A 22,284-nucleotide genomic window follows, 5' to 3' on the forward strand; every position below is an offset into this window, starting at 1 on the left:
TTTCACAGGCTCCACAAGCTGGCTATCAAACACTAAAAACGATAAAATATGTACGGTCTAAATGGTGTAGCAATTGTTGCATAGAATATGAGTAAAAGCCTGTACTAAAAACGTGACTTAAATAAGATATCATCATTTGAAACATACTCTGTAGTTATTATAATAATATGCATAGGTTTAACGGATTACTAACTAATTTATTTTTAGAGTGGCTTTGCCGTAAAGACTTGTTACCGTCATAATTCATGTCTATGACTGGACGGTAATTCTTTATAATTGATTTACAACAATACTTTGCTGGTGTTTATCGCACATAAAAGGTTAGTAATGGATATTATTGTTTATATTAATTTACAGAGTATGTTCGTTGATAGCATAATTTATGACCGGTTTAATAATTTTTCGTAATACAATCCGACTAGTATCCAGGCAGGGGCGTAATCTAGCCGGATCAGACCTTTATAGTTTAGTTTTGCCTTACTGTAATCCCAAGGACATGCTCCAAATTTTTTTAGTAAATTACCTGTGCAAAATTCTGTGATAAAAATAAAAAATGCATAAACACCTCCCCGAAACAGAGCACTCTTGTCTTTTAGCTTACGGCAAATTGGATTTAAACAGGCTGCCATACCATATATGGGAAACATCCATACGGAAGTGCGGCAGGATAAGGCTTTGTCTTTATGGGTGATGATAGAATGCAGTCCGGTCCAAAAGCATTCCATACACCAGCCGCTGAGCCCGCATAATAAGAAGTTACTTAGGAAACATTTTTTCATGTCGTTAGTATAAGCGGAAATTGGAAAACCTATACACTATCACGAGAGTTTCGTCTCGTTGACAATCCTGCTTTCTATGGTATAATTGTTGTCAATGAAGAACATTATGTGGAAAATGGAGAAAAACAGCCGATGGAGAAAGCAATTGTCAAGTTAAAAAAAGGAGAAGGAAGAACCTTAAAAGCCGGTGGCATGTGGGTTTATGATAATGAAATAGATTCCATAAGCGGAGACTTTACTGACGGTGATATTATCGTCGTTCATGATTTTGATGATTATTATATGGGCAGCGGATTTATTAATACCAGATCTAAGATTACGGTAAGGATCATGTCAAGAATAAAAGGGCAGGAGATAGATAATGCATTTTTAGAAAACCGTGTTAAGGCGGCATGGGAGTATCGTAAAAAGACGGTGGATACTAGCAGCTGCAGGATTATATTTGGGGAAGCGGATTTTCTTCCTGGTATTGTAATAGATAAATTTAATGATGTCTTAGTTGTACAGTCGCTGGCTCTTGGTATTGATCGAATGAAGGAGCAGATTGTAGAACTCTTAAAATGCTGCCTTAAGGAAGAGGGTATTATAATCCGGGGTGTCTATGAAAGAAGTGATGCCAAGGTCAGAAGTAATGAAGGAATGGAGCGGATAAAAGGCTTTATCGGTGAACCTTTTGATACGAAGGTAGAAATAACAGAGAATGGTGTTAAATATCTGGTGGATGTGGAAGACGGGCAGAAAACCGGCTTTTTTCTGGATCAGAAATATAACAGGGAAGCCATTAAAAAGCTGTGTAAGGACGCCGAAGTACTGGATTGCTTTACCCATACGGGTTCCTTTGCGTTAAATGCCGGACTGGCAGGTGCCAAAAGTGTAACCGGTGTGGACGCTTCTGAACTTGGAATAAAGCAGGCCAATGAAAATGCACGCTTGAATGGATTACAGGATACCGTCCACTTTATGTGTACCGATGTGTTTGAATTATTACCGGAACTTGAACGCCAGAATAAGAAGTTTGACGTTATCATACTAGACCCCCCTGCTTTTACGAAATCCAGAAATTCCATTAAGAATGCGGTAAAGGGTTACCGAGAAATCAATTTAAGGGCCATGAAACTAATTAAGAATGGCGGTTATCTTGCAACCTGTTCCTGTTCTCATTTTATGACACCGGAATTATTTGCTGAAACCATTGGACAAGCCGCTAAAAATACCAGAAAACGGTTGAGACAGGTTGAATACCGTACCCAGTCTCCGGATCATCCAATTCTATGGGCGGCGGATGAATCTTATTATTTGAAATTCTTCATTTTCCAGGTGTGTGAAGAGCGGTAAGGGGGCTTGTGCTATGACATTTGAAGAAGCTTATGGATTCTTAAAGGCTTCGGAGCAGTATGGCAGCGTACTGGGTTTGGAGAGTATGAGAATACTTTTGGATAGACTGGATAATCCTCAGAATTGTTTAAAATTTGTCCATGTTGCAGGAACTAACGGCAAAGGTTCTACAGCAGCTTATCTTGCGAATATACTTGCAGCTGCCGGGTTCCGTGTCGGAAGGTATATATCACCGTCTGTATTTAGTTATTTTGAGAAGATACAGATATCCTGGACGGATAATACCGTAAAGGATAACACAGCCGTTCATACTGATTATATCAAGGAAGCAGAAGTTACCGAATATATAGAAAGAATCAGTAAAGCCTGCAGTGCTATGATGGAGGTCGGGCTTCCTCATCCTACCGTATTTGAAATAGAAACTGCTATGGCTATGCTGCATTTTGTGAACAGTCGTTGTGATATGGTGGTTTTGGAGGTGGGTCTGGGAGGCAGACTTGATGCAACGAATGTAATTACCACGACAGTCTGTTCCGTTATAACCTCCATCAGCATGGATCACATGCATATTCTGGGCAATACCTTAGAAGAGATTGCCGCAGAGAAAGCTGGTATCATAAAACCAGGGATTCCGGTGATTTCCTATGAGCAGGATGAAAAAGCCGAAGAGGTCATTAAAGAAACCTGTAAAAATAACAACTCAGTATTAACAATTGCCGATTTTAATAAGATTCTTATAAAAGAGCAAAATATAACTGGAACAGTGTTTTCCTATGAAAAACTGGAGAACTTAACAATAAAACTTTTAGGCAAAAATCAGGTTAAGAATGCTGTCGTAGCGGTTTTAACGATTACTGCCCTACAAGCCTTAGGATACTCTATTTCAGAGAGGGATATAAGAAACGGACTTTTAAGTACCAGGTGGAGTGGTCGTTTTGAAGTAGTGAAAGATAAGCCGTTGTTTATTATAGATGGTGCCCATAATGAAGCTGCAGCCATATCTCTTGCAGAAAATATAAAAATTTATTTTCCCCACCGGAGATTACTATTTATTATGGGAGTTCTGGCAGATAAGGATTATGTTGCCGTATTAAAGCATACAGCACCCTACGCAGACAGAATATATACCATTACACCTGGCAATGCCCGAGGGCTTTCTTCGAAGGTACTAGCAAAAGCAGCAGAAAAATACTGCCGCCAGGTCATTGATGCGGGTACTGTATCAGGTGCGGTTTCACAGGCTTATCAAGCAGCAGGTGAGGAGGATGTGATAATTGCATTTGGTTCTCTTTCTTATTTAGAAGAAGTATCTGCCTTAATTGCGGAAGGAGTAAATTATGGATCAGAAGAAAATTGAGGAAGCAGTTAAGTTATTTTTGGAGGGAATCGGTGAGGAGGTTAACAGAGAAGGTCTTGCAGATACTCCAAAAAGAATTGTAAAGATGTGTGAAGAATTGTTTGGCGGTTTAAATAAGGAACCAGAGGAATACTTTGAAAGAACATTCGAGGCTGTTAATAATGAAATTATAATAGAAAAAGATATCTCCTTTTACTCTGTCTGTGAACATCATTTACTTCCGTTTTATGGAAAAGCATATATTGGATATATACCGGATGGAAAAGTTGCAGGGCTTAGTAAAATTGCAAGAACCGTTGAGACATATGCCAGACGGCCTCAGATTCAGGAGCAGCTCACGGCCCAGATAGCAGATGCCATTATGAAATACTTAAAACCCAAGGGAGTCATTGTATTGCTGGAAGCAGAGCATATGTGCATGACCATGCGGGGAGTTCAAAAACCGGGAACAAAAACGACAACACTTCTTGGCAGAGGGATATTTAAAGATAATACGGAAATGAGGAATACCTTTTTTCAGTTAATCAGATAAGGTCAAGCTGATGATAATATGAGGTAACAGTTATCAATATAGTTTAGCAAGATAGCTTATCAAGATATTTATCAAGTTAGTTTATTATGATAGTTTATCGTAACAATTTAATGGATAAAAATATAGTATTAACTATTCTTGTTACTCTGGTCTAATTCAGATAGTTAATAACAGGAGATTTTATGCTTATAGGGAAAAAAGAATTTAACCTGAAAGAAAATACCCATATAATGGGTATCTTAAACGTAACACCGGATTCCTTTTCAGACGGTGGTAAATTCAATACGGTTTCTAAAGCCCTGGCTCACGCCAATCAGCTAATCGATGAGGGTGCTGTGCTAATCGATGTGGGAGGCGAATCCACCAGACCGAATCATACAAAAGTTTCGGATGAAGAAGAAATTGAACGGGTAGTGCCTGTAATAAAGGAATTGAAAAAGAATTTTGATATACCCGTTTCTATTGATACCTATAAAAGCAAGGTGGCACAGGCAGCCCTTTTCGCAGGTGCCGATCTGGTCAATGATATCTGGGGTTTAAAATATGATAAGGCCATGGCGGGTATCATAAGTGAGTATCAGGTTCCCGTATGTCTTATGCATAACAGAAAGGAAGCCGTATATGGAAATTATATGGAAGAGGTAATTTCTGATTTGCAGGAAAGTATAGAAATAGGTTTAGAAGCAGGTATACAAAAGGACAAGATGATAATAGACCCGGGTATTGGTTTTGGTAAAACATATGAGATGAATCTCATATTATTGAATCGGCTGGAGGAGCTTAAACAGTTTAAACTGCCGGTATTACTTGGAACTTCCAGAAAATCTGTAATCGGACTTACTCTTGATTTGCCTGCCGAGGACCGGTTAGAAGGTACAATAGCAACAACGGTTATGGGAGTAATGAAAGGATGCAGTATAATCCGTGTCCATGATGTACTGGCTAATTGGAGGGCAGTTAAAATGACGGAAGCTATATTAAAGGAACATAAGGAATAAGAGGTGGATAATGGATCAGATAAAAATAACGAATCTGGAAGTATTCTGTCACCATGGTGTGTATAGAGAAGAAAACGTTCTTGGTCAGAAGTTTTTGGTATCGGTAATACTTTATGCAGATTTAAGGAAGGCTGCCATAAAAGATGATCTTACTCAGTCAGTGAATTACGGAGAAGTATGCCATTTTATAAAAGAACAGATGGAAAAGGAAACCTTTAAATTAATTGAAACCTTAACGGAGCATCTGGCTCGTAAGATATTAATCCAGTTCCCAATGATCGATAAAATACAATTAGAAGTGAAAAAACCCTGGGCACCGATTCTTCTGCCCTTGGAAACGGTTTCTGTTGTTATGGAAAGAAGCTGGCACTGTGTTTATTTAAGCATCGGTTCTAATATGGGGGATAAAGAAAATAATTTAAATAAAGCAATTGAACTTCTGGACCTGGATGACTTATGCAAAGTTACGAACATATCCTCCTACCTTGTGACTGATCCGGTAGGGGGAGTAGAGCAGGCGGATTTTTTAAATGCTGCGCTGGAACTTAAAACCCTTAGGACTCCCAAAGAACTCTTAGAACTCATTCAACAGATTGAAAACACATTAAAACGTGTAAGGACGATACACTGGGGACCCCGCACCATTGACCTGGATATCCTTTTTTATGACCAGGAAGTTATAAAGACAAAGGAGTTAACCATCCCTCATCCTGAAATTAAAAACAGAGAATTTGTGCTGTCACCCATGTGTGAAATTGCTCCGGCACTGGTACATCCGGTATATGGAAAAACTGTCTGCCGGTTATATGAGGAGTTAGCATACAGCGCTAACGAATGAATTTTTAATCTATACAGCACTATTGCTATATTGGATACTTGTTAAAATCATAGGCAGTAATTAAAAGCACGATTATGCTATTTTTCATTGCATAGGAAACTTCTTCGAACTTACCTCGTATGTTAAATTGATATTAGTTCCTTACTCTTTTCTTGAGTAAGTGTATACTGTTTATAGGCACTGTGGATTAGTCGAACTTACCTAACGCTTAGACGTTTGTTCATAGGCTATAACCACAGTTGCCTGCTTAAATGTTGATCAGTTAGATAACGCATGACGTTTTAATTAGCACGAGGCTACATAGCAGGCAGTTCTGTGGAATAAGCAACAGTGTCAATCTACTAAAAGGAGCTATTATTATGATTTACGTAGGCATTGATGTCGCAAAGAATAAACACGATTGTCTTATCACCAGTTCGGACGGCGAAATTCTTTTCCCTGTCTTCACCATTTCTAATGATCTTATTGGATTTTCTCTTTTGCTTCAACGTATGCAATCCTTCACCAATAACCCTGAAACAATAAAAATAGGGCTGGAAGCAACTGGTCATTATAGCAACAATATCGCTGATTTCCTCGCTAATAAAAACTACCACATTTTTATTATCAATCCGCTTCACACTAGTCTATACAAAAAAAGTCTAAGCTTTAGAAAGACGAAAACGGACAAGGCTGACGCCCAATCAATCGTATCAATGCTGATGACACAGAAGCTAACGCCCTATGCACCTGCATCATACCATGAAAAAGAACTAAAGTCACTAACAAGATATCGTTTTAACCTTGTAAAAGATTGCTCCAGGCTCAAAGTATCGTTCGCTAGGTTGATGAATATCATTTTTCCCGAATTAGAGAAAATAGTTCATGAACTACAGGTTAATTCGATTTATCACCTTATGAGTGAATACACCAATACTAACGCTATTTCAAAGGCTCATCTGACTCGTTTGACTAACCTTTTATCAAAACATTCAAAAGGTCACTATGGTCGTCAAAAAGCAATTGATATCAAAGAAGCAGCCAAACAATCAATCGGAACCTGCGATGGCATACAGACCATTGAATTACAACAAACCCTAGCTCGCATTTTTCTGCTGCAGGAACAAACCGAAGTGATTGAGAAAAGAATAAAAGAGATTGTTAAAAATATAGATTCTCCTTTTATAACGATTCCCGGTATTTCTTATACAACTGCAGCTATCATTCATGCCGAAATAGGTGATTTTTCTGATTTTTCTAATGCCGAAAAAATACTTGCATTTGCCGGAATGGAGCCATCTATCTATCAATCTGGGCAGTATACGTCTACCCATGCCAAAATGGTTAAAAGAGGCTCAAAATACCTGCGTTTCGCACTTTATACAGCCGCTAAAAATGTTGGTAAATGGGATACTAATTTCAGTTTATTCTTACAGAAAAAACTGGCAGAAGGAAAACCTTATAATGTTGCAGTTTCCCACGTTGCAAAAAAACTGGTCAGAGTTCTTTACTGTATGGAAATGAAACATGAAGCTTACATAAAGTAGTTCTTATCTCTCATATCAATTTTTCAAGGCAGCTTTCAAGGTGCTTTATTTGTCATGCTATTTTCAAGGTACAATTATATAACAGTAAACTAATATAAAATAACTACTTGACATAGTTAGTCTATGCAATAAAAAAGCCTTCCAGGCAGGATGCGCATGACGCACTTAAGGAAGATTGTCACTGTCGTGACAGTGCGTCAGCGCTAGAGTCTGGCGAGCCAGTCTCTTTGTTCAAAACTTATAATTCTTTGCCTGAACTTACGGATATAGTTTTGACTCAGAATGAGAATCTATGAATTATAGCATAATCATGTTTTAATTTAGTATTTTAACCGATTAAGTTTACCTTATGTATTCTCACATAATTTACATAAAATCAATTTTTGGTACTTGCAACTGCCTTACCCAGTATTAAATTCTATTTATCATCTACCGGTGGATTAAAGACAGATACGCTATTAGCTGATCCAACAGGCAGATAGTAAATATTGTGTTCTTCAAAGTCTTCAAAAAAGACATAACCCCCGGCAATGTTAATATTCTTATAATTCCCTTCTTTTATAACGGTACGTTCCCCGGTGGTCAAATTAAGGCTTCCGATTCCATTACTCTCATTATTGTCGATTTGGTAATATAAATATTGTCCGTCCTCCGTTATATTATAGGTACTGCATCGCTGATTAATAATCTGAACAGGAGTCTCTTGATCTTTTTCAATCCGGTATATGGTATAATCATCGGCTTGGGACATAAAGTAAATCGTATTGTTGTTAATAATCGGAGCATAACAATTACCATCATATACAAGAGATCTGTTTCCGGTAGTCAGATTCCTGGCATAAATGTAATGGTCTTTGTCAGTACCGGTATAATACAAGCTGTTCTCCCATATTGTCATAGGCAGTATCGGTTCATCAGATATTTTTTTCTCATCGTTACCATCAATACCAACCTGATATAATTTAAGTCCTTCCTTGCTGTTATAATGCTGATAATACAAAGTATTACCATAAAGGTTAATTAGTCCGCCGGGATTCTCATAAAGACTTATTATATTTCCTCCATTTAAATTAATACGGTAAATACCTGTGTTACTAAAAGAAAATACACTTTTGGTGGTTTTCTTATTCTTATAATTCATCCGTGTGTAGTAGAGATATTTTCCTGCTCCATTAATATAAGCAGCCCTGTCCTTATTTATTTTTTTGTAATTATCAAGAGCCAAATCCATGGAATAAAGGGAGCCATTATCATTTAAATTACTAAAATAAATTTTTTGGTTTAATTCCAGAAACAAACCACCGTTAAACAAGTTGCCGGATGTATTACCGGCAGTATCCTCTGAATTATATACGGTACGTGAGGAGTTAATAATATTGTAAAGCAGCAGTCCGGCAATCACTAGAATTAATAAAGATATTATGATTTTAATTAACTTTTTCATAACCGATTTCTCCTTTCAGGTAATTATTTTTAGGCAATTGCTAAATATCCTCTGGGTAAGGTTAAACTCCTATATTGTATTAATACATGTATGCAGATGCAAGAATGGAGCTATGCAATTACCTAAATTTGTTTTGTGGTAATTTACTAAAGTATAAATTCTGTATTATTATCAGGGCAATAAATTTGAACGGGTTATTTCCATATATTATACTTTTATTATAAATCCGGAAGTTATATTATGCAATGATTCTTCTTAAGGATTGCATTAACGCGGTGATATGTTATATAATTGAGGATATAAATATTTTTAATTACATGAACAGGATACCAGGGTTGAAATACCTGTTTTCAACTTAACAGTTACAGAGGATTCGATCAAAGATGGAATATCCGGAAATGAGGTCATATGGTTGATTTATTGCAGAGCAGGGAAGAAATTGATAAGATCGATAAAAAAATAGTGGAATTGTTTGAGTATAGAATGCAACTGGCTAAGGATGTGGCAGAATACAAAATTCAGACAGGAAAGAAAGTATTTGATAAAGAAAGAGAACAGGAGAAATTAAGAGTCTTAAAGGAACTTGCCAGTAACGATTTTAACGGTCATGGGGTACAGGAATTATTTACCCAGATTATGTCCATGAGCCGCAAATTACAGTACGGTTTAATCAGCGAAGAGGAATATCAGGTTCCATTTACTGAGATAGAAAAACTGAATACAGATAAGGATACGAAAGTTGTATGTTTCGGAGTAAGGGGTTCCTATACAGAACAGGCAATGGAAGAGTATTTTGGCACAAATATAAGCAGGAGTTATGCGTCCTCCTTTAAAAAAGTGATGCAGTCTATTAAAGAAGGGGAAGCCGATTATGGGGTGCTTCCGATTGAAAATACATCCACTGGTGGTATTTCAGATATTTATGATTTGCTGGTAGAGTTTGATAATTCAATTATCGGAGAACATGTGGTGAAAATTGAACATGCCTTATTAGGACTTCCTGGTGCATCAATTGACAATATAAATACGGTCTATTCCCATCCCCAGGGATTAATGCAGTGCTCGAAATACTTAGAACAGCACTCCGCTATGAAACCGGTAGAATGTACCAGTACCGCTGACAGCGCAAAGAAAATATTAGAAGACGGTGATTTAACCCAGGGGGCAGTTGCCAGTAGACAAGCCGCCGAATATTATGGTCTTTCGGTGTTAGAAGAAGCTATTAATCACGAAGAGAACAATTCCACCAGATTCATTATTGTTGCAAGAGAAAAGAATTATATAAAAGATGCCAATAAAATCAGTATCTGCTTTGAACTGCCACATTCCAGCGGAACTCTTTACAATATGCTGTCACATTTTATCTATAATAATCTAAACATGACTAAGATTGAGTCCAGACCTTTAGAAGGCAAGGTTTTTGAATATCGTTTTTTTGTAGATTTTGAAGGAAACTTAAAAGATGCCGGTGTCAAAAATGCATTATTTGGGATAAAAGAAGAAGCAATGAGCTTAAAAATACTTGGGAGCTATAAATCAATCGGGTAATAAAAAAAATAATGTCAATCTTCATAGAAAATTCAAATAGTAATCACAAAGAAGACATAATTTCTTGTTAAACTTTAGTTATATTAATCAGATATAGAAAAATAAATATAAAACATATAATTAAAGTTTGAAAGGAGAAACATTATGAGCAGTGATTTTTTTGATAACCAAAACAACAATGAGAAAAATATAAATAGTACATCTAATCCAACCAATGGGATTTATGATGGCAGAGAAGTTATAATTGATGTAAAGCCAAAAAAGAAACATAATCTGGCGAAAAGTTTTACCAAAATAGTAGCAGCAGGAGCCGTCTTTGGCTTGGTTGCAGGAGCATCCTTCCAGGGGTATTATTCAATGACTAATACTAATAAGAATACGGACGGGACCACGAAAACCAGCAGTAACGGTGCGGGTAATGTCGTAGCTCTGGAAACAGGTGCCGGACAGAACAATGATGCGGGCGATGTATCCAATGTCGTAAGTAATGCAATGCCTTCTATTGTAGCTATTAATTCAGTAATGCCTAAGACAACAAGTGATATATTTGGAAGAGAATACAGTCAGGATGTACAAGGAAGCGGCTCCGGCATTATAATAGCGCAAAATGATTCTGAAATTTTAATAGCAACCAATAACCACGTAGTTGCCAATGCAAAATCCGTAGAAATTGTTTTTGCTGATGATACAAAAGCACCGGCAACCATTAAAGGAACGGAACCAGGAAAGGATTTAGCGGTGATATCCGTAAAACTTTCCGATTTAAAAGAAGGAACCATTGATCATATAAAAATTGCAACCTTAGGTAATTCAAAATCCATTAAGCTGGGTGAAATGGCAATAGCCATAGGTAATGCCCTTGGTTACGGGCAGTCTATCACCGTAGGTTATGTCAGTGCATTAAATAGAGAAGTAACGGTTGATGATGTAACCTTACACGTATTACAGACCGATGCGGCCATTAACCCTGGTAACAGCGGAGGTGCCCTCCTTAACTCCAAAGGTGAGGTAATTGGTATTAATTCAGTAAAATATGTAGATGATAATGTTGAGAGTATAGGCTATGCTATTCCTATAACAGATGCAATTCCTATTATCAATGAGTTGATGAACAGGCAGATTCTGGCTGATGGCGATAAAGCTTATTTAGGTATAGCCGGTAAAGATGTTACCAATGATTACTCTGAAAGATTTAATATGCCGGTAGGCGTATATGTAGGAGAAATCAAAAAAGGCTCTGCTGCAGAGAAAGCTGGATTAAAAGTCGGGGATATTATTGTATCCGTTAATAATATCAGTGTTGAAACCATGACAGATCTGCAGGATGTTTTAGGATATACCAAAGCAGGTTCAAGCGGCACAGTAGGAATAAAATCCTTAGAGGCCGGCAAGTACGTTGATAAAACAATTAACGTAGATTTTGATACCAGACCTGCTGGAAATTAAATCAATAATTATATATAATCAAAAACTGGAATAGCAGCGGCAGATATTTGCCGCTGTTGTTCTTTTTCTAAGAATATTAAGGCAAGGTAAATATAAAAGCGACAAAATATTACAATATGTGATGAATTATAATATAGATTTGCTTGACAGGTATTTAATACTTGGTTATGATAGGCTTATGAAATTATGTTATTTGGAGGTATACCAGACAGAGATGATCGAAAAGAATGTTTTAGAAGATACAATTGAAGAAGATAAAGAAGAAGATCTTTTCATAAATAGAGAATATACTGCCACAGTAGATGTAATTATACCGGTTTATAAACCCGATAATAAATTTAATCAGCTGATGGAGAGATTAGTGAAACAAAGTAAAAAACCCAATCGGATTATTTTACTGCATACAATAGAAGAGACTTTGGACGCAAACCAGCATATAGCATATGCTTTAAGTCTTGGCACACCAGAATGTGCCGTAGAGTGCTATGATATAGAAAAAGCTGATTTTGATCACGGTGGAACTAGAAACTACGGTGCTTCCTTGTCTCAGGCTGAAATCATGCTTTTTATGACCCAGGATGCGGTTCCTGCGGATTCCCATCTGGTTAATACAATCATAATGCCTTTTCAAGACCCATTGGTGGCAGCAGTATATGGCAGACAGTTAGCCAACCAAAAAAGCGGGATAATTGAAGCTTATACCAGACAGTTTAATTATCCGGATAAAAGCTATACCAAAACCCTAAAGGATCTTCCAAGACTTGGAATCAAGACTTATTTCTGTTCTAATGTATGTGCGGCCTATCGAAAGGACGTATACGATTCTCTGGGTGGATTTGTAACGAAAACTATTTTTAATGAAGATATGATTATGGCAGCGGCAATTATTAATGAGGGCTATACCATAGCATATTCAGCAGAAACTAAAGTTTTCCATTCACATTATTATACGTATATACAGCAATTTCAAAGAAACTTTGATCTTGCAGTTTCTCAAAAGCAATATGATCATATTTTTGCTGCTGTAAAATCGGAAAATGAAGGTATGAAGCTGGTAAAGAACACTATAAAATATTTATTTAGTCAAAAATATTATTATTTAATACCTGATTTAATCCTGCAGAGCGGATTTAAATACCTGGGGTATAAGGCAGGAATGAATTATGAACGGTTTCCGCGTAATCTGGTTGAAAGACTTAGTATGAACCCTTCCTTTTGGAGATAAATTATTGACGGCTTGCTTATGATTTACACTACGAAATAAATTATGATAAACATGAGATGTCTGCTAATATAGACTGCATGTTTCCGGAAAGGTCAGGATAAACAGAATGAATCGAGTTAATATTATAATGGCAACCTATAATGGAGCGAAATATATCAGGGAACAGATTGAATCAATCATAAAAGGTCAGTATGACAACTGGAAATTATGGATATTTGATGATGGTTCCACTGATGATACACTTAGCATAATTGAAGAATATGTAAGCCATTATCCGGGTAAAGTTATGTGTCAGCAAAATACTGTAAATAAAGGCGTAACCCTTAATTTCCTGGAGGGAGTTAAATATGCTGCTGAATGCAATAAAAGAATTGCTGACCCAGAGGAAGAGTTAATAGGGAATGCGACAGAGGAAGAGGAACCTGAATTTATCAGGGATTATTATATGTTCTGCGACCAGGATGATGTCTGGATGACTGATAAAATCTGTAAGACAATGATGCAGATAAAAAAAGTTGAAAAAAAATATGGACCAGATCAACCAATAGCAGTATTTACCGATGCTCTGGTTGTAGACCAGGAATTAAATATTGTGGAACGCTCCTTTATAAAAAGCAGCAGACTAGATACCTGTAAAGTAGATCTTCCTCATATAATGATGGAAAATAAATTAATTGGCTGTACCGTTATGTTTAATGAATCCTTGCAGAAATTACTAGAACTGCAGCCGTGTAATGCAAGGTACCATGACTGGTGGGTAGCATTGGTTGCTGCGGCTTTCGGACATATCAGTTTCCTGCCTGCAGTAACACTATTTTATAGACAGCATGGGGATAATGTAGTTGGCAATCAGAATTTCCTATCTTACATTACTGACCGTGTAAGTTCTTTACAACAGCAAAAGGAAGTAATTCATAAAACTGCACTGCAAGCGAAAGAATTTTATAAAATATATGAACCTGTAATGTCTGAAAAGCAAAAAATACAGGTATCTTGCATGGCGAATATATTAAACGAAAGCTGGATTAAGAGAAGACATCTTATATTAAAATTTGGCTTTATGAAAACTGGAATCCTCAGAAATTTAGGTCTCTTTTACATTTTGTAATCAAACATGGCTGAGAATTTTCTAAAAATTTCAGGCACTGGCAAATTAGTATTCAAAAAAATGTTTTAATTATTGACAATTAATACTCATATTGTTAAAATGAATACAATTTAAAGCAAAGAATCTATATGGAGGTTCCGATGAAAAAGATGGTGTTATCAATACTGGTGGATAATACGGCCGGTGTTTTAAGCCGGGTGTCCGGTTTATTCAGCAGAAGAGGATATAATATAGATAGTTTAACAGTTGGGGAAACACAGGACCCTGCATATTCCAGAATGACGGTAGTAGTGAATGGTGATGACCAGATTTTAGAGCAGATCAGAAAGCAGCTGCTTAAGCTGGAAGATGTACAAGAGATTCGGGAATTATTACCGGATGAGTCCGTGTGCAGAGAATTAATACTGGTAAAAGTTCTGTCAACAGTGAAAGAAAGACAAGCAATTATTGCTGTGGCAGACATATTCCGAGCCAAAATTGTGGATGTTGCCATGGAATCCCTTATGATTGAGTTAACAGGTAATCAGGCTAAAATTGATGCATTCATTAAATTACTCGAAGGTTATACGATCAAAGAGATTGTCAGAACAGGAATTACTGGTCTTACCAGAGGTTCCGGTGATATAGCAGATTATCTGGATGATTGAGTTGCGGGAATCAGCGTTACTATTTAACGCCTGCCTTTGTGCAGGCGGTGTTATTTAGAATTAGACTTTAACAAGTTAAATGGATAAAGATTATTGAAGGTTATTTCAAAGAGTGGCGACACTTTTTACAATAATAAATTATAACTATTTAGGAGGATATGAAGATGGCAAAGATATTTTACCAGGAAGATTGTAACTTATCACTTTTGGAAGGCAAGACAGTAGCGGTTATCGGTTACGGCAGCCAGGGACATGCACATGCTTTAAATGCAAAAGAATCAGGAGTTCATGTGATTATCGGTCTTTATGAAGGCAGTAGTTCATGGGCAAAAGCAGAAGCAGCCGGCTTTGAAGTATATACTGCAGCAGAAGCTGCAAAAAAAGCAGACGTGATTATGATTTTAATAAACGATGAAAAACAGGCTAAGATGTATAAAGAATCCATCGAACCTAACTTAGAACCAGGTAATACAATTATGTTTGCCCATGGCTTTGCCATTCATTTCGGACAGATCATACCGCCAAAAGATGTTGATGTTGTTATGATAGCTCCAAAGGGACCGGGACATACCGTAAGAAGCCAGTATCAGGAAGGTCAGGGAGTTCCCTGTCTTATTGCCGTAGCACAGGATGCAACCGGTAAAGCTCATGATTTAGGACTTGCTTATTCACTTGCTATCGGCGGAGCAAGAGCAGGTGTTCTCCAGACAACCTTCAGGGAAGAAACAGAAACAGACCTCTTTGGTGAACAAGCCGTACTTTGCGGTGGTGTAACCCAGTTAATGAAGACAGGCTTTGAAGTATTAGTAGAAGCCGGATATGAACCGGAAAGTGCATATTTTGAATGTATCCATGAAATGAAGTTAATTGTTGACCTTATCAATGAGAGTGGATTTGCAGGCATGAGATACTCCATCTCTAACACTGCCGAATATGGTGATTATATTACAGGACCTAAGATCATTACTGAAGATACTAAAAAAGCAATGAAACAGGTGTTAAAAGATATCCAGGAAGGTGTTTTTGCACGTAACTGGTTATTGGAAAACCAAATTGGCTGTACAAACTTCTTAGCTATGAGAAGAAGAGAATCCGAACATCAATTAGAAAAAGTAGGCTCCGAGCTTCGTAAGATGATGAGCTGGACAAATAAAGACAAACTTATTAATAACTAAGTAAACATAATTAATAAACAATCTAAAATAATAGGAATCAAAAAAGATATCCCACGACAATGAAAGGTTCATTGTCATGGGATATCTTTTTTATTCAGGAGCTGTTGTAAAATGCAGGATATTAGAACCAGAGGTTGTTGCAAAATGTAGGTAATAGAACCTGGAGCTGTTGCAAAATGTAGGATATAGAACCAGGGCTTAGAATAAGGATTATATTTTATAAAAATTTTGTTCCAAGTTCGCGCGAATGTGCGGCTGCATTCTCTTTCTTGCAGCCATTCGCGCATACTTTCCACAAAATTTTTATAAAATATAATCCTTATTCTCTCCCAGGTAATTTAGTCTTTGGATTTGCAACAGCTCCAGGTAATTTAGTCTTTGGATTTGCAACAGCTCCAGATAATTTAGTCTTTGGATTTGCAACAGTCCCGTAATATAAAAACAGGACCTGCAGGATGCACATGACGCTTAATAGGAAGGTGTCACTGATGTGACAGGCTTGTCAGCGCTAGAGTCTGGCAAGCCAAACTCTTTGTTCTTGCATATATAGTTGATTTTGGTGAATTTAATAAAATTATTGCGGTTTATCTTGTTACCGGGTTGAAATTCTTGTAAAATAGTAATGTATATCGAATTCACACAACTGGAGATAAAAAATGAACAATAATTATTCAGAAACCATAGATTATTTACTTGACTGGTATGATAATAATGCCAGAATATTACCCTGGAGATCAAATCCTAAACCTTATTATGTATGGATATCAGAAATAATGCTGCAGCAGACCAGAGTGGAAGCAGTTAAATTATATTTTGAACGGTTTATACAGGTACTTCCGGATATAAAAGCACTGGCAGAGGCACAAGAAGAACCACTTATGAAATTATGGGAAGGCTTAGGCTATTATAATAGAGCCAGGAATCTGAAAAAGGCAGCCCAGATTATAATGGAGGAACATAACGGTGTAATGCCTTCGGACTATCAAAGTCTCTTAAAACTTCCCGGCATCGGGAACTATACGGCAGGAGCAATTGCATCGATTGCCTTTGGAATAGCAGAACCTGCGGTAGATGGCAATGTTCTTCGTGTTATGAAGCGATTAGCCGGTAGTTTTGATGATATCACCAAAGCCAGTGTTAAAAAAGAACTGGAACAGGATATCAGGGAAATTATGCCGAAAGACCGACCGGGGGATTTCAATCAATCCTTGATGGAACTTGGCGCTACCATATGTATACCAAATGGAAAACCCTTGTGCATGAAATGTCCGATTATGCACCTATGTAAAGCGTTTCGTAATAAGACGGAAATGAGTATTCCGGTAAAACCACAGAAAAAACCGAGGGTAGTAGAGGAAAAGACAATCTTTTTGATTGAGAAAAACGGTGAATATGCCATCAGAAAACGAAAAAACAGTGGACTTCTGGCCGGGCTATGGGAATTGCCGTCTGTTGAAGGAAAGTTAATGATAGATGGAGTGGAACAATTACTTAAGGAGCATGGAGTGACAGGTTATACAATTAATAGTCTTGGTGATGGAAAACATATATTTTCCCACATTGAGTGGCATATGACGGGGTATTATATTAAATTGGATGTAGAATCCGGAGTAATGGAGGATACTGTATATTTTACAGATGGTGACGGGAAGATTATATGGGCCGGTAAAGAACAGATCGAAGAGAAATACACATTACCGACCGCATATGAAAAATATCGGAACTGCATTTAGCCCTTTTAATGGTTTATCTTGTTATCAGTGGAAACTGCTGGGAAGCGGTAGAGTAATATACTAAGCTTCTATATCCTTATTCGCTGTATATATACTCGGTTTTATAAAATTGAATGAATTTACGGACAGAGTCCGACAGCTGAATATGATTTAAATAAACAAAACCGACTTCCCTTTTATCCAAGGGTTTCTCAAGAGGAACTTCAATCAAACTGCCTTCCCTTAATTCTTTTTGAACAAATTCTTTGATAACACAGGATACCCCAAGTCCAATCTTGGCGAATTCAATCAGCAGATCCATATTACTGACCTCCAGAATCTGATTTGTTTCAATCTGATTTCTGGTAAAATAGTCTTCTATAAATAATCTGGATATATTCTTTTCATCTAAAAGCATTACATTAGCACTTTTAAAAATATCGGACAGAATTGTCTGGGCTTCCCGAATTTTAAGATTTTCAAGATAAGCTTTCGTTGTAACAAAAACATCTTCGATCTGAGCTGCTGTATAATAATCTAAATTTTTTAAAACAGCAGGTTTTCCAATCAAGCCAATATCAAGTTTTCCTTTCTCCAGTAACTCTAACGTTTGAAAAGTGGACTGACATTCGATGGTTATATTAATGTGGGGATGGGAAGATACGAACTCTTTGAGATAAGGTAAAAGCATATATTTACACAAGGTTGTACTTACTCCGATACGGATATGTCCGATGCCCAGCTCATTGATGCGTTTTAGATTAGCTTCTCCCTGCATTAAAGTATCAAAGGCAGTTTTGGTATATTCATATAACTGGCTGCCCTCGTCGGTTAAGCGGACACCTCTGGAGGTTCTTGTAAATAATAGAATGCCGAGGTTCTCCTCCAGCCTGGTTATAGATTTACTGATTGCCGGTTGGCTGATATAAAGTTCTTTAGCAGCCCGGGATATATTGCAGGTTTCAGCTACCGTATTAAAAATTTTGTATAGGCTTAAGTTTTGCTCCATTCTGATACCTTTCTAGAAAATAATATTAGTTATATTAAACCGCGTGCAACGATGTTTTACATGGCATTTTTGTAATATTTCAAGTTGATAACTAAGTTTTTGATATAACTCTTTGTTATAATAAGTATTCTTTATATGTATTTCAATTATATCAAATAGTATGATAGAATAGCAATAACAAAGATAAACTATTTCAGAAAAATATTTATTTTATTTACATAGCGAAAGGATGAGAAGAATGAATTTCAACATTGCTGTTATACCAGGAGATGGAATAGGACCGGAAATCATTACAGAAGCAAAAAAAGTTTTGGATAAAACTGGAGTAAAATTCGGTCATGATTTTACTTATACGGAAGTACTAATGGGTGGTGTTTCCATCGATGCCACTGGTGTTCCATTAACAGAAGAGGCCCTTATGACAGCAAAGAACAGTGACTCTGTCCTGTTAGGAGCGGTAGGGGGCAATGTGGGGCAATCCAACTGGTACAGCCTTCCTCCCAATCTAAGACCGGAAGCAGGACTTTTAGCTATACGCAAAGGTTTGGGACTATTTGCCAATATCAGGCCGGCTGTGTTGTTTGAGGAGTTAAAAGGCGCTTGTCCACTAAAAGACGAAATTATTGGCGATGGGTTTGATTTTGTTGTAGTCAGAGAATTGACCGGCGGTTTATATTTCGGTGAACGGAAAACTTATGAGGAAAATGGCTTAAGAAAAGCGTTGGATACACTGGTTTATGATGAAAATGAAATCAGAAGGATTGCAAAATGGGGCTTTGAGATAGCAAAGAAAAGAAATAAAAAAGTCTGCAGTGTGGATAAGGCCAATGTAATTGATTCTTCGAGATTATGGAGACAGGTGGTTAAAGAAGTTTCTGCGGATTATCCCGAAGTGGAACTAACAGATATGCTGGTTGATAACTGCGCTATGCAGATTGTAAAAGATCCAAAGCAATTCGATGTAATATTAACTGAGAATATGTTTGGAGATATCTTGTCGGATGAAGCAAGTATGGTAACCGGTTCAATCGGTATGCTGGCCTCTGCAAGTCTTGGGGATACCAAACTGGGACTATATGAACCAAGCCACGGCTCCGCACCGGATATAGCAGGTCAGAACAAAGCAAATCCCATAGCAACGGTTCTTTCTGCAGCAATGATGCTCAGATTTTCCTTTGATTTGGAGGAAGAAGCAGCTGCGATTGAAAAAGCTGTAAAAACTGTCTTGCAGAAGGGCTACCGTACTATTGATATTCTTTCGGAAGGAAAAACTTTGGTAGGAACCAGGGAAATGGGAGACCTTATAGTCGGTGAAATTTGATAAAATAATAAGTCCCAAAGAACGTAATAAGTCCCAAAGAAAGCAATAAGTCCCAAAGAAAGCAATAAGTCCCAATGAAAGCGATAAGTCCCAAAGAAAGTAATAAGTACTAAATAAAGTAATGAAAAAGATGACCGCTAACATACTGTAGAAGAAAAGAAAACTAAAGAGTGGTCAGTAAATAATTCCAAAATGACATATTAGAATGAAGAAAATGTTAGAAGAATTACAATGGAAAAATGATTTAAGGAAATAGAAGTAAGAAATAATATCTATATTATTGGTATTTTACAAAATAGTTTGAAAACATAGAATGAGATAAATATTTAATGAAAATGGAGGATGAATACATGGGTATGACAATGACACAGAAGATTCTGGCGGCTCATGCCGGTTTGGATAGTGTAATAGCCGGTCAGTTGATTGAAGCAGATTTGGATTTAGTATTAGGCAATGATGTAACAGCGCCGGTAGCCATTCATGAAATGGAGCGGGTCAATAAAAAAGGTGTTTTTGATAAGAATAAAATTGCCTTGGTTCCGGATCACTTTACACCGAATAAGGATATAAAATCCGCCGAACATTGCAAATGTATGAGGGATTTTGCAATGGAACATGATATTACCAATTATTTTGAAATAGGAGAAATGGGTATTGAACATGCACTTTTACCGGAAAAAGGTCTGGTAGTTGCCGGTGATGCAGTAATTGGAGCAGATTCCCATACCTGTACTTATGGGGCATTGGGAGCATTTTCCACCGGTGTTGGAAGCACGGATATGGCAGCAGGAATGGTTACGGGAAAAGCCTGGTTTAAAGTTCCTTCCGCTCTTAAATTTGTTCTGACTGGCAAACCATCTAAGTGGGTAAGCGGCAAAGATGTTATCCTTCATATTATCGGCAGGATTGGTGTGGATGGTGCTTTATACAAATCCATGGAATTTACAGGGGATGGACTTAATAGTTTAAGTATGGATGATCGTTTTACCATGGCTAATATGGCGATTGAGGCGGGAGCCAAAAACGGAATTTTCCCCGTGGATGAAAAAGCCAAAGACTATATAAAGGAGCATTCCAAGAAACCCTATACGATCTATGAAGCGGATGAAGATGCGGAATATGATGATACTTATGTAATAGACTTAGCTGCCTTAAAGCCTACAGTTGCCTTTCCTCATTTACCGGAAAATACCAAGACCATAGATGAAGTAGGCGATATAAAAGTTGATCAGGTAGTAATCGGTTCCTGTACCAATGGAAGATTAGATGATTTAAGAATTGCGGCTAAAGTAATGGAAGGGAAAAAAGTCGCAAAAGGAATGCGGGTCATTATATTCCCGGCTACACAGGATATTTATCTGAAAGCGTTGGAAGAAGGCTTATTAACCACCTTTATAAAAGCCGGAGCCATTGTAAGCACTCCTACCTGCGGTCCCTGCCTTGGCGGACATATGGGTATCTTAGCCGCTGGTGAAAGAGCAGTTGCAACAACAAACCGTAACTTTGTAGGCAGAATGGGGCATGTGGACTCAGAAGTCTATCTTGCAAGCCCCGCAGTTGCGGCAGCAAGTGCTATAACCGGTAAAATATCAGGCCCAAGCGAACTGGGATTATAAGGAGGAATCATTATGAAAGCACATGGAACAGTACACAAATATGGAGATAATGTAGATACCGATGTAATTATTCCGGCAAGATATTTAAATTCATCTGATCCAAAGGAACTTGCTAAAAAATGTATGGAAGATATTGATCCCGATTTTGTAGGCAGGGTAAAAGCCGGTGATATCATGGTAGCCAATAAGAACTTTGGCTGTGGTTCCTCCAGGGAACACGCTCCAATTGCTATTAAAGCAGCAGGCATAAGTTGTGTAATAGCAGAAACCTTTGCCAGGATTTTCTTCCGTAATGCCATTAATATCGGCTTACCCATTATAGAATGTCCTGAAGCCGCAAAAGCAATTGACAATAATGATGAGGTAGAAATTGATTTTGATAATGGCATGATTTATGACATAACAAAGGGTACCAGTTATCAGGGTCAGCCTTTTCCAGAATTTATGCAGAAAATCATAAAGGCAGAAGGACTGATAAATTATATTAACAAATAGAAAGCTAACAATAGAAAGCTAACAATAGAAAGCAAACAATAGAAAGCAAACAATAGAAAGCTAATAATAGAAAGCTAACGATAGAAAGCTAACAATAGAAAGATAACGATAGAAAGATAACATTAGAAAGATGACATTAGAAAGTTAATCAGTTAGAAAGATAATCAGATAAA

Annotated in this window: 19 protein-coding genes; 16 read left to right on the forward strand and 3 right to left on the reverse strand. The window is 37.3% G+C overall.

Annotation, left to right across the window (positions count from 1 at the left end):
* Positions 1-380: 380 nt before the first annotated feature.
* Positions 381-725 carry a putative ABC transporter permease gene (locus QA584_RS11125; protein ID WP_278274586.1) on the reverse strand — a complete coding sequence of 115 codons (345 nt, stop codon included), beginning with the start codon at positions 723-725 and terminating at the stop codon, positions 381-383.
* 186 nt (positions 726-911) lie between these two features.
* On the opposite strand from QA584_RS11125, the gene QA584_RS11130 reads away from it, so the two are divergent.
* The 6 genes from QA584_RS11130 (at position 912) to QA584_RS11155 (ending at position 7,365) form a co-directional block, all read left to right on the forward strand.
* A complete protein-coding gene (locus QA584_RS11130) occupies positions 912-2,114 on the forward strand; it encodes a class I SAM-dependent rRNA methyltransferase (RefSeq protein ID WP_278274587.1) in 1,203 nt (400 codons plus the stop codon).
* A 13-nt stretch (positions 2,115-2,127) separates the two neighbouring features.
* Positions 2,128-3,471 (forward strand): bifunctional folylpolyglutamate synthase/dihydrofolate synthase, encoded by a 1,344-nt coding sequence (locus tag QA584_RS11135; RefSeq protein ID WP_278274588.1) that lies wholly within the window; start codon positions 2,128-2,130, stop codon positions 3,469-3,471.
* Positions 3,449-4,003 (forward strand): GTP cyclohydrolase I FolE, encoded by a 555-nt coding sequence (gene folE, locus QA584_RS11140; RefSeq protein ID WP_278275147.1) that lies wholly within the window; start codon positions 3,449-3,451, stop codon positions 4,001-4,003. The genes QA584_RS11135 and folE overlap by 23 nt, the downstream gene beginning before the upstream one ends.
* Positions 4,004-4,185: 182 nt before the next feature.
* Positions 4,186-5,001: a dihydropteroate synthase gene (gene folP / locus QA584_RS11145; RefSeq protein WP_278274589.1), complete on the forward strand. Its 816-nt coding sequence runs from the start codon at positions 4,186-4,188 to the stop codon at positions 4,999-5,001.
* A 10-nt stretch (positions 5,002-5,011) separates the two neighbouring features.
* Complete coding sequence (folK, locus tag QA584_RS11150) at positions 5,012-5,839, forward strand: 2-amino-4-hydroxy-6-hydroxymethyldihydropteridine diphosphokinase (protein ID WP_278274590.1); 828 nt, start codon at positions 5,012-5,014, stop codon at positions 5,837-5,839.
* Between the two features lie 359 nt (positions 5,840-6,198).
* Positions 6,199-7,365, forward strand: coding sequence for an IS110 family transposase (locus QA584_RS11155; protein WP_278271556.1), 1,167 nt, complete (start codon positions 6,199-6,201; stop codon positions 7,363-7,365).
* A gap of 418 nt (positions 7,366-7,783) precedes the next feature.
* Here QA584_RS11155 and QA584_RS11160 read toward each other — a convergent pair whose 3' ends face one another.
* Positions 7,784-8,809, reverse strand: a complete 1,026-nt coding sequence (locus tag QA584_RS11160) for a DUF5050 domain-containing protein (protein ID WP_278274591.1) — start codon at positions 8,807-8,809, stop codon at positions 7,784-7,786.
* Positions 8,810-9,217: 408 nt separating this feature from the next.
* Between QA584_RS11160 and pheA the strand changes: the two genes are divergently transcribed.
* From pheA to mutY, 7 genes are all read left to right on the forward strand, one after another.
* Positions 9,218-10,357 (forward strand): prephenate dehydratase, encoded by a 1,140-nt coding sequence (gene pheA, locus QA584_RS11165; RefSeq protein ID WP_278274592.1) that lies wholly within the window; start codon positions 9,218-9,220, stop codon positions 10,355-10,357.
* Positions 10,358-10,501: 144 nt separating this feature from the next.
* Positions 10,502-11,803 carry a S1C family serine protease gene (locus QA584_RS11170; protein WP_278274593.1) on the forward strand — a complete coding sequence of 434 codons (1,302 nt, stop codon included), beginning with the start codon at positions 10,502-10,504 and terminating at the stop codon, positions 11,801-11,803.
* A gap of 178 nt (positions 11,804-11,981) precedes the next feature.
* A complete protein-coding gene (locus tag QA584_RS11175; protein ID WP_331487897.1) occupies positions 11,982-13,028 on the forward strand; it encodes a glycosyltransferase in 1,047 nt (348 codons plus the stop codon).
* Between the two features lie 106 nt (positions 13,029-13,134).
* Positions 13,135-14,136, forward strand: coding sequence for a glycosyltransferase family 2 protein (locus QA584_RS11180; RefSeq protein ID WP_278274594.1), 1,002 nt, complete (start codon positions 13,135-13,137; stop codon positions 14,134-14,136).
* Positions 14,137-14,276: 140 nt separating this feature from the next.
* Positions 14,277-14,783: an acetolactate synthase small subunit gene (gene ilvN, locus QA584_RS11185; protein ID WP_278274595.1), complete on the forward strand. Its 507-nt coding sequence runs from the start codon at positions 14,277-14,279 to the stop codon at positions 14,781-14,783.
* 164 nt (positions 14,784-14,947) lie between these two features.
* Positions 14,948-15,958 carry a ketol-acid reductoisomerase gene (gene ilvC / locus QA584_RS11190; protein ID WP_278274596.1) on the forward strand — a complete coding sequence of 337 codons (1,011 nt, stop codon included), beginning with the start codon at positions 14,948-14,950 and terminating at the stop codon, positions 15,956-15,958.
* Positions 15,959-16,614: 656 nt separating this feature from the next.
* The gene (gene mutY / locus QA584_RS11195) at positions 16,615-17,691 is read left to right on the forward strand and encodes an A/G-specific adenine glycosylase (RefSeq protein WP_278274597.1); all 1,077 of its coding nucleotides are present in this window, start codon (positions 16,615-16,617) and stop codon (positions 17,689-17,691) included.
* Positions 17,692-17,767: 76 nt separating this feature from the next.
* Here the strand turns inward: mutY and QA584_RS11200 are convergent, their stop codons facing one another.
* On the reverse strand, positions 17,768-18,679 hold the full coding sequence (locus tag QA584_RS11200) for a LysR family transcriptional regulator (protein ID WP_278274598.1): 912 nt from the start codon (positions 18,677-18,679) through the stop codon (positions 17,768-17,770).
* Positions 18,680-18,917: 238 nt separating this feature from the next.
* Between QA584_RS11200 and leuB the strand changes: the two genes are divergently transcribed.
* The 3 genes from leuB to leuD all read left to right on the forward strand — a co-directional run bounded on the left by leuB (position 18,918) and on the right by leuD (position 22,111).
* Positions 18,918-20,000: a 3-isopropylmalate dehydrogenase gene (gene leuB / locus QA584_RS11205; protein WP_278274599.1), complete on the forward strand. Its 1,083-nt coding sequence runs from the start codon at positions 18,918-18,920 to the stop codon at positions 19,998-20,000.
* A gap of 350 nt (positions 20,001-20,350) precedes the next feature.
* Positions 20,351-21,616: a 3-isopropylmalate dehydratase large subunit gene (leuC, locus tag QA584_RS11210; RefSeq protein ID WP_278274600.1), complete on the forward strand. Its 1,266-nt coding sequence runs from the start codon at positions 20,351-20,353 to the stop codon at positions 21,614-21,616.
* A 12-nt stretch (positions 21,617-21,628) separates the two neighbouring features.
* Complete coding sequence (leuD, locus tag QA584_RS11215; RefSeq protein WP_278274601.1) at positions 21,629-22,111, forward strand: 3-isopropylmalate dehydratase small subunit; 483 nt, start codon at positions 21,629-21,631, stop codon at positions 22,109-22,111.
* Positions 22,112-22,284 lie beyond the last annotated feature (173 nt).

The organism is Anaerocolumna sp. AGMB13025 (assembly GCF_029689925.1).
Taxonomy (GTDB): Bacteria; Bacillota; Clostridia; order Lachnospirales; family Lachnospiraceae; genus Anaerocolumna.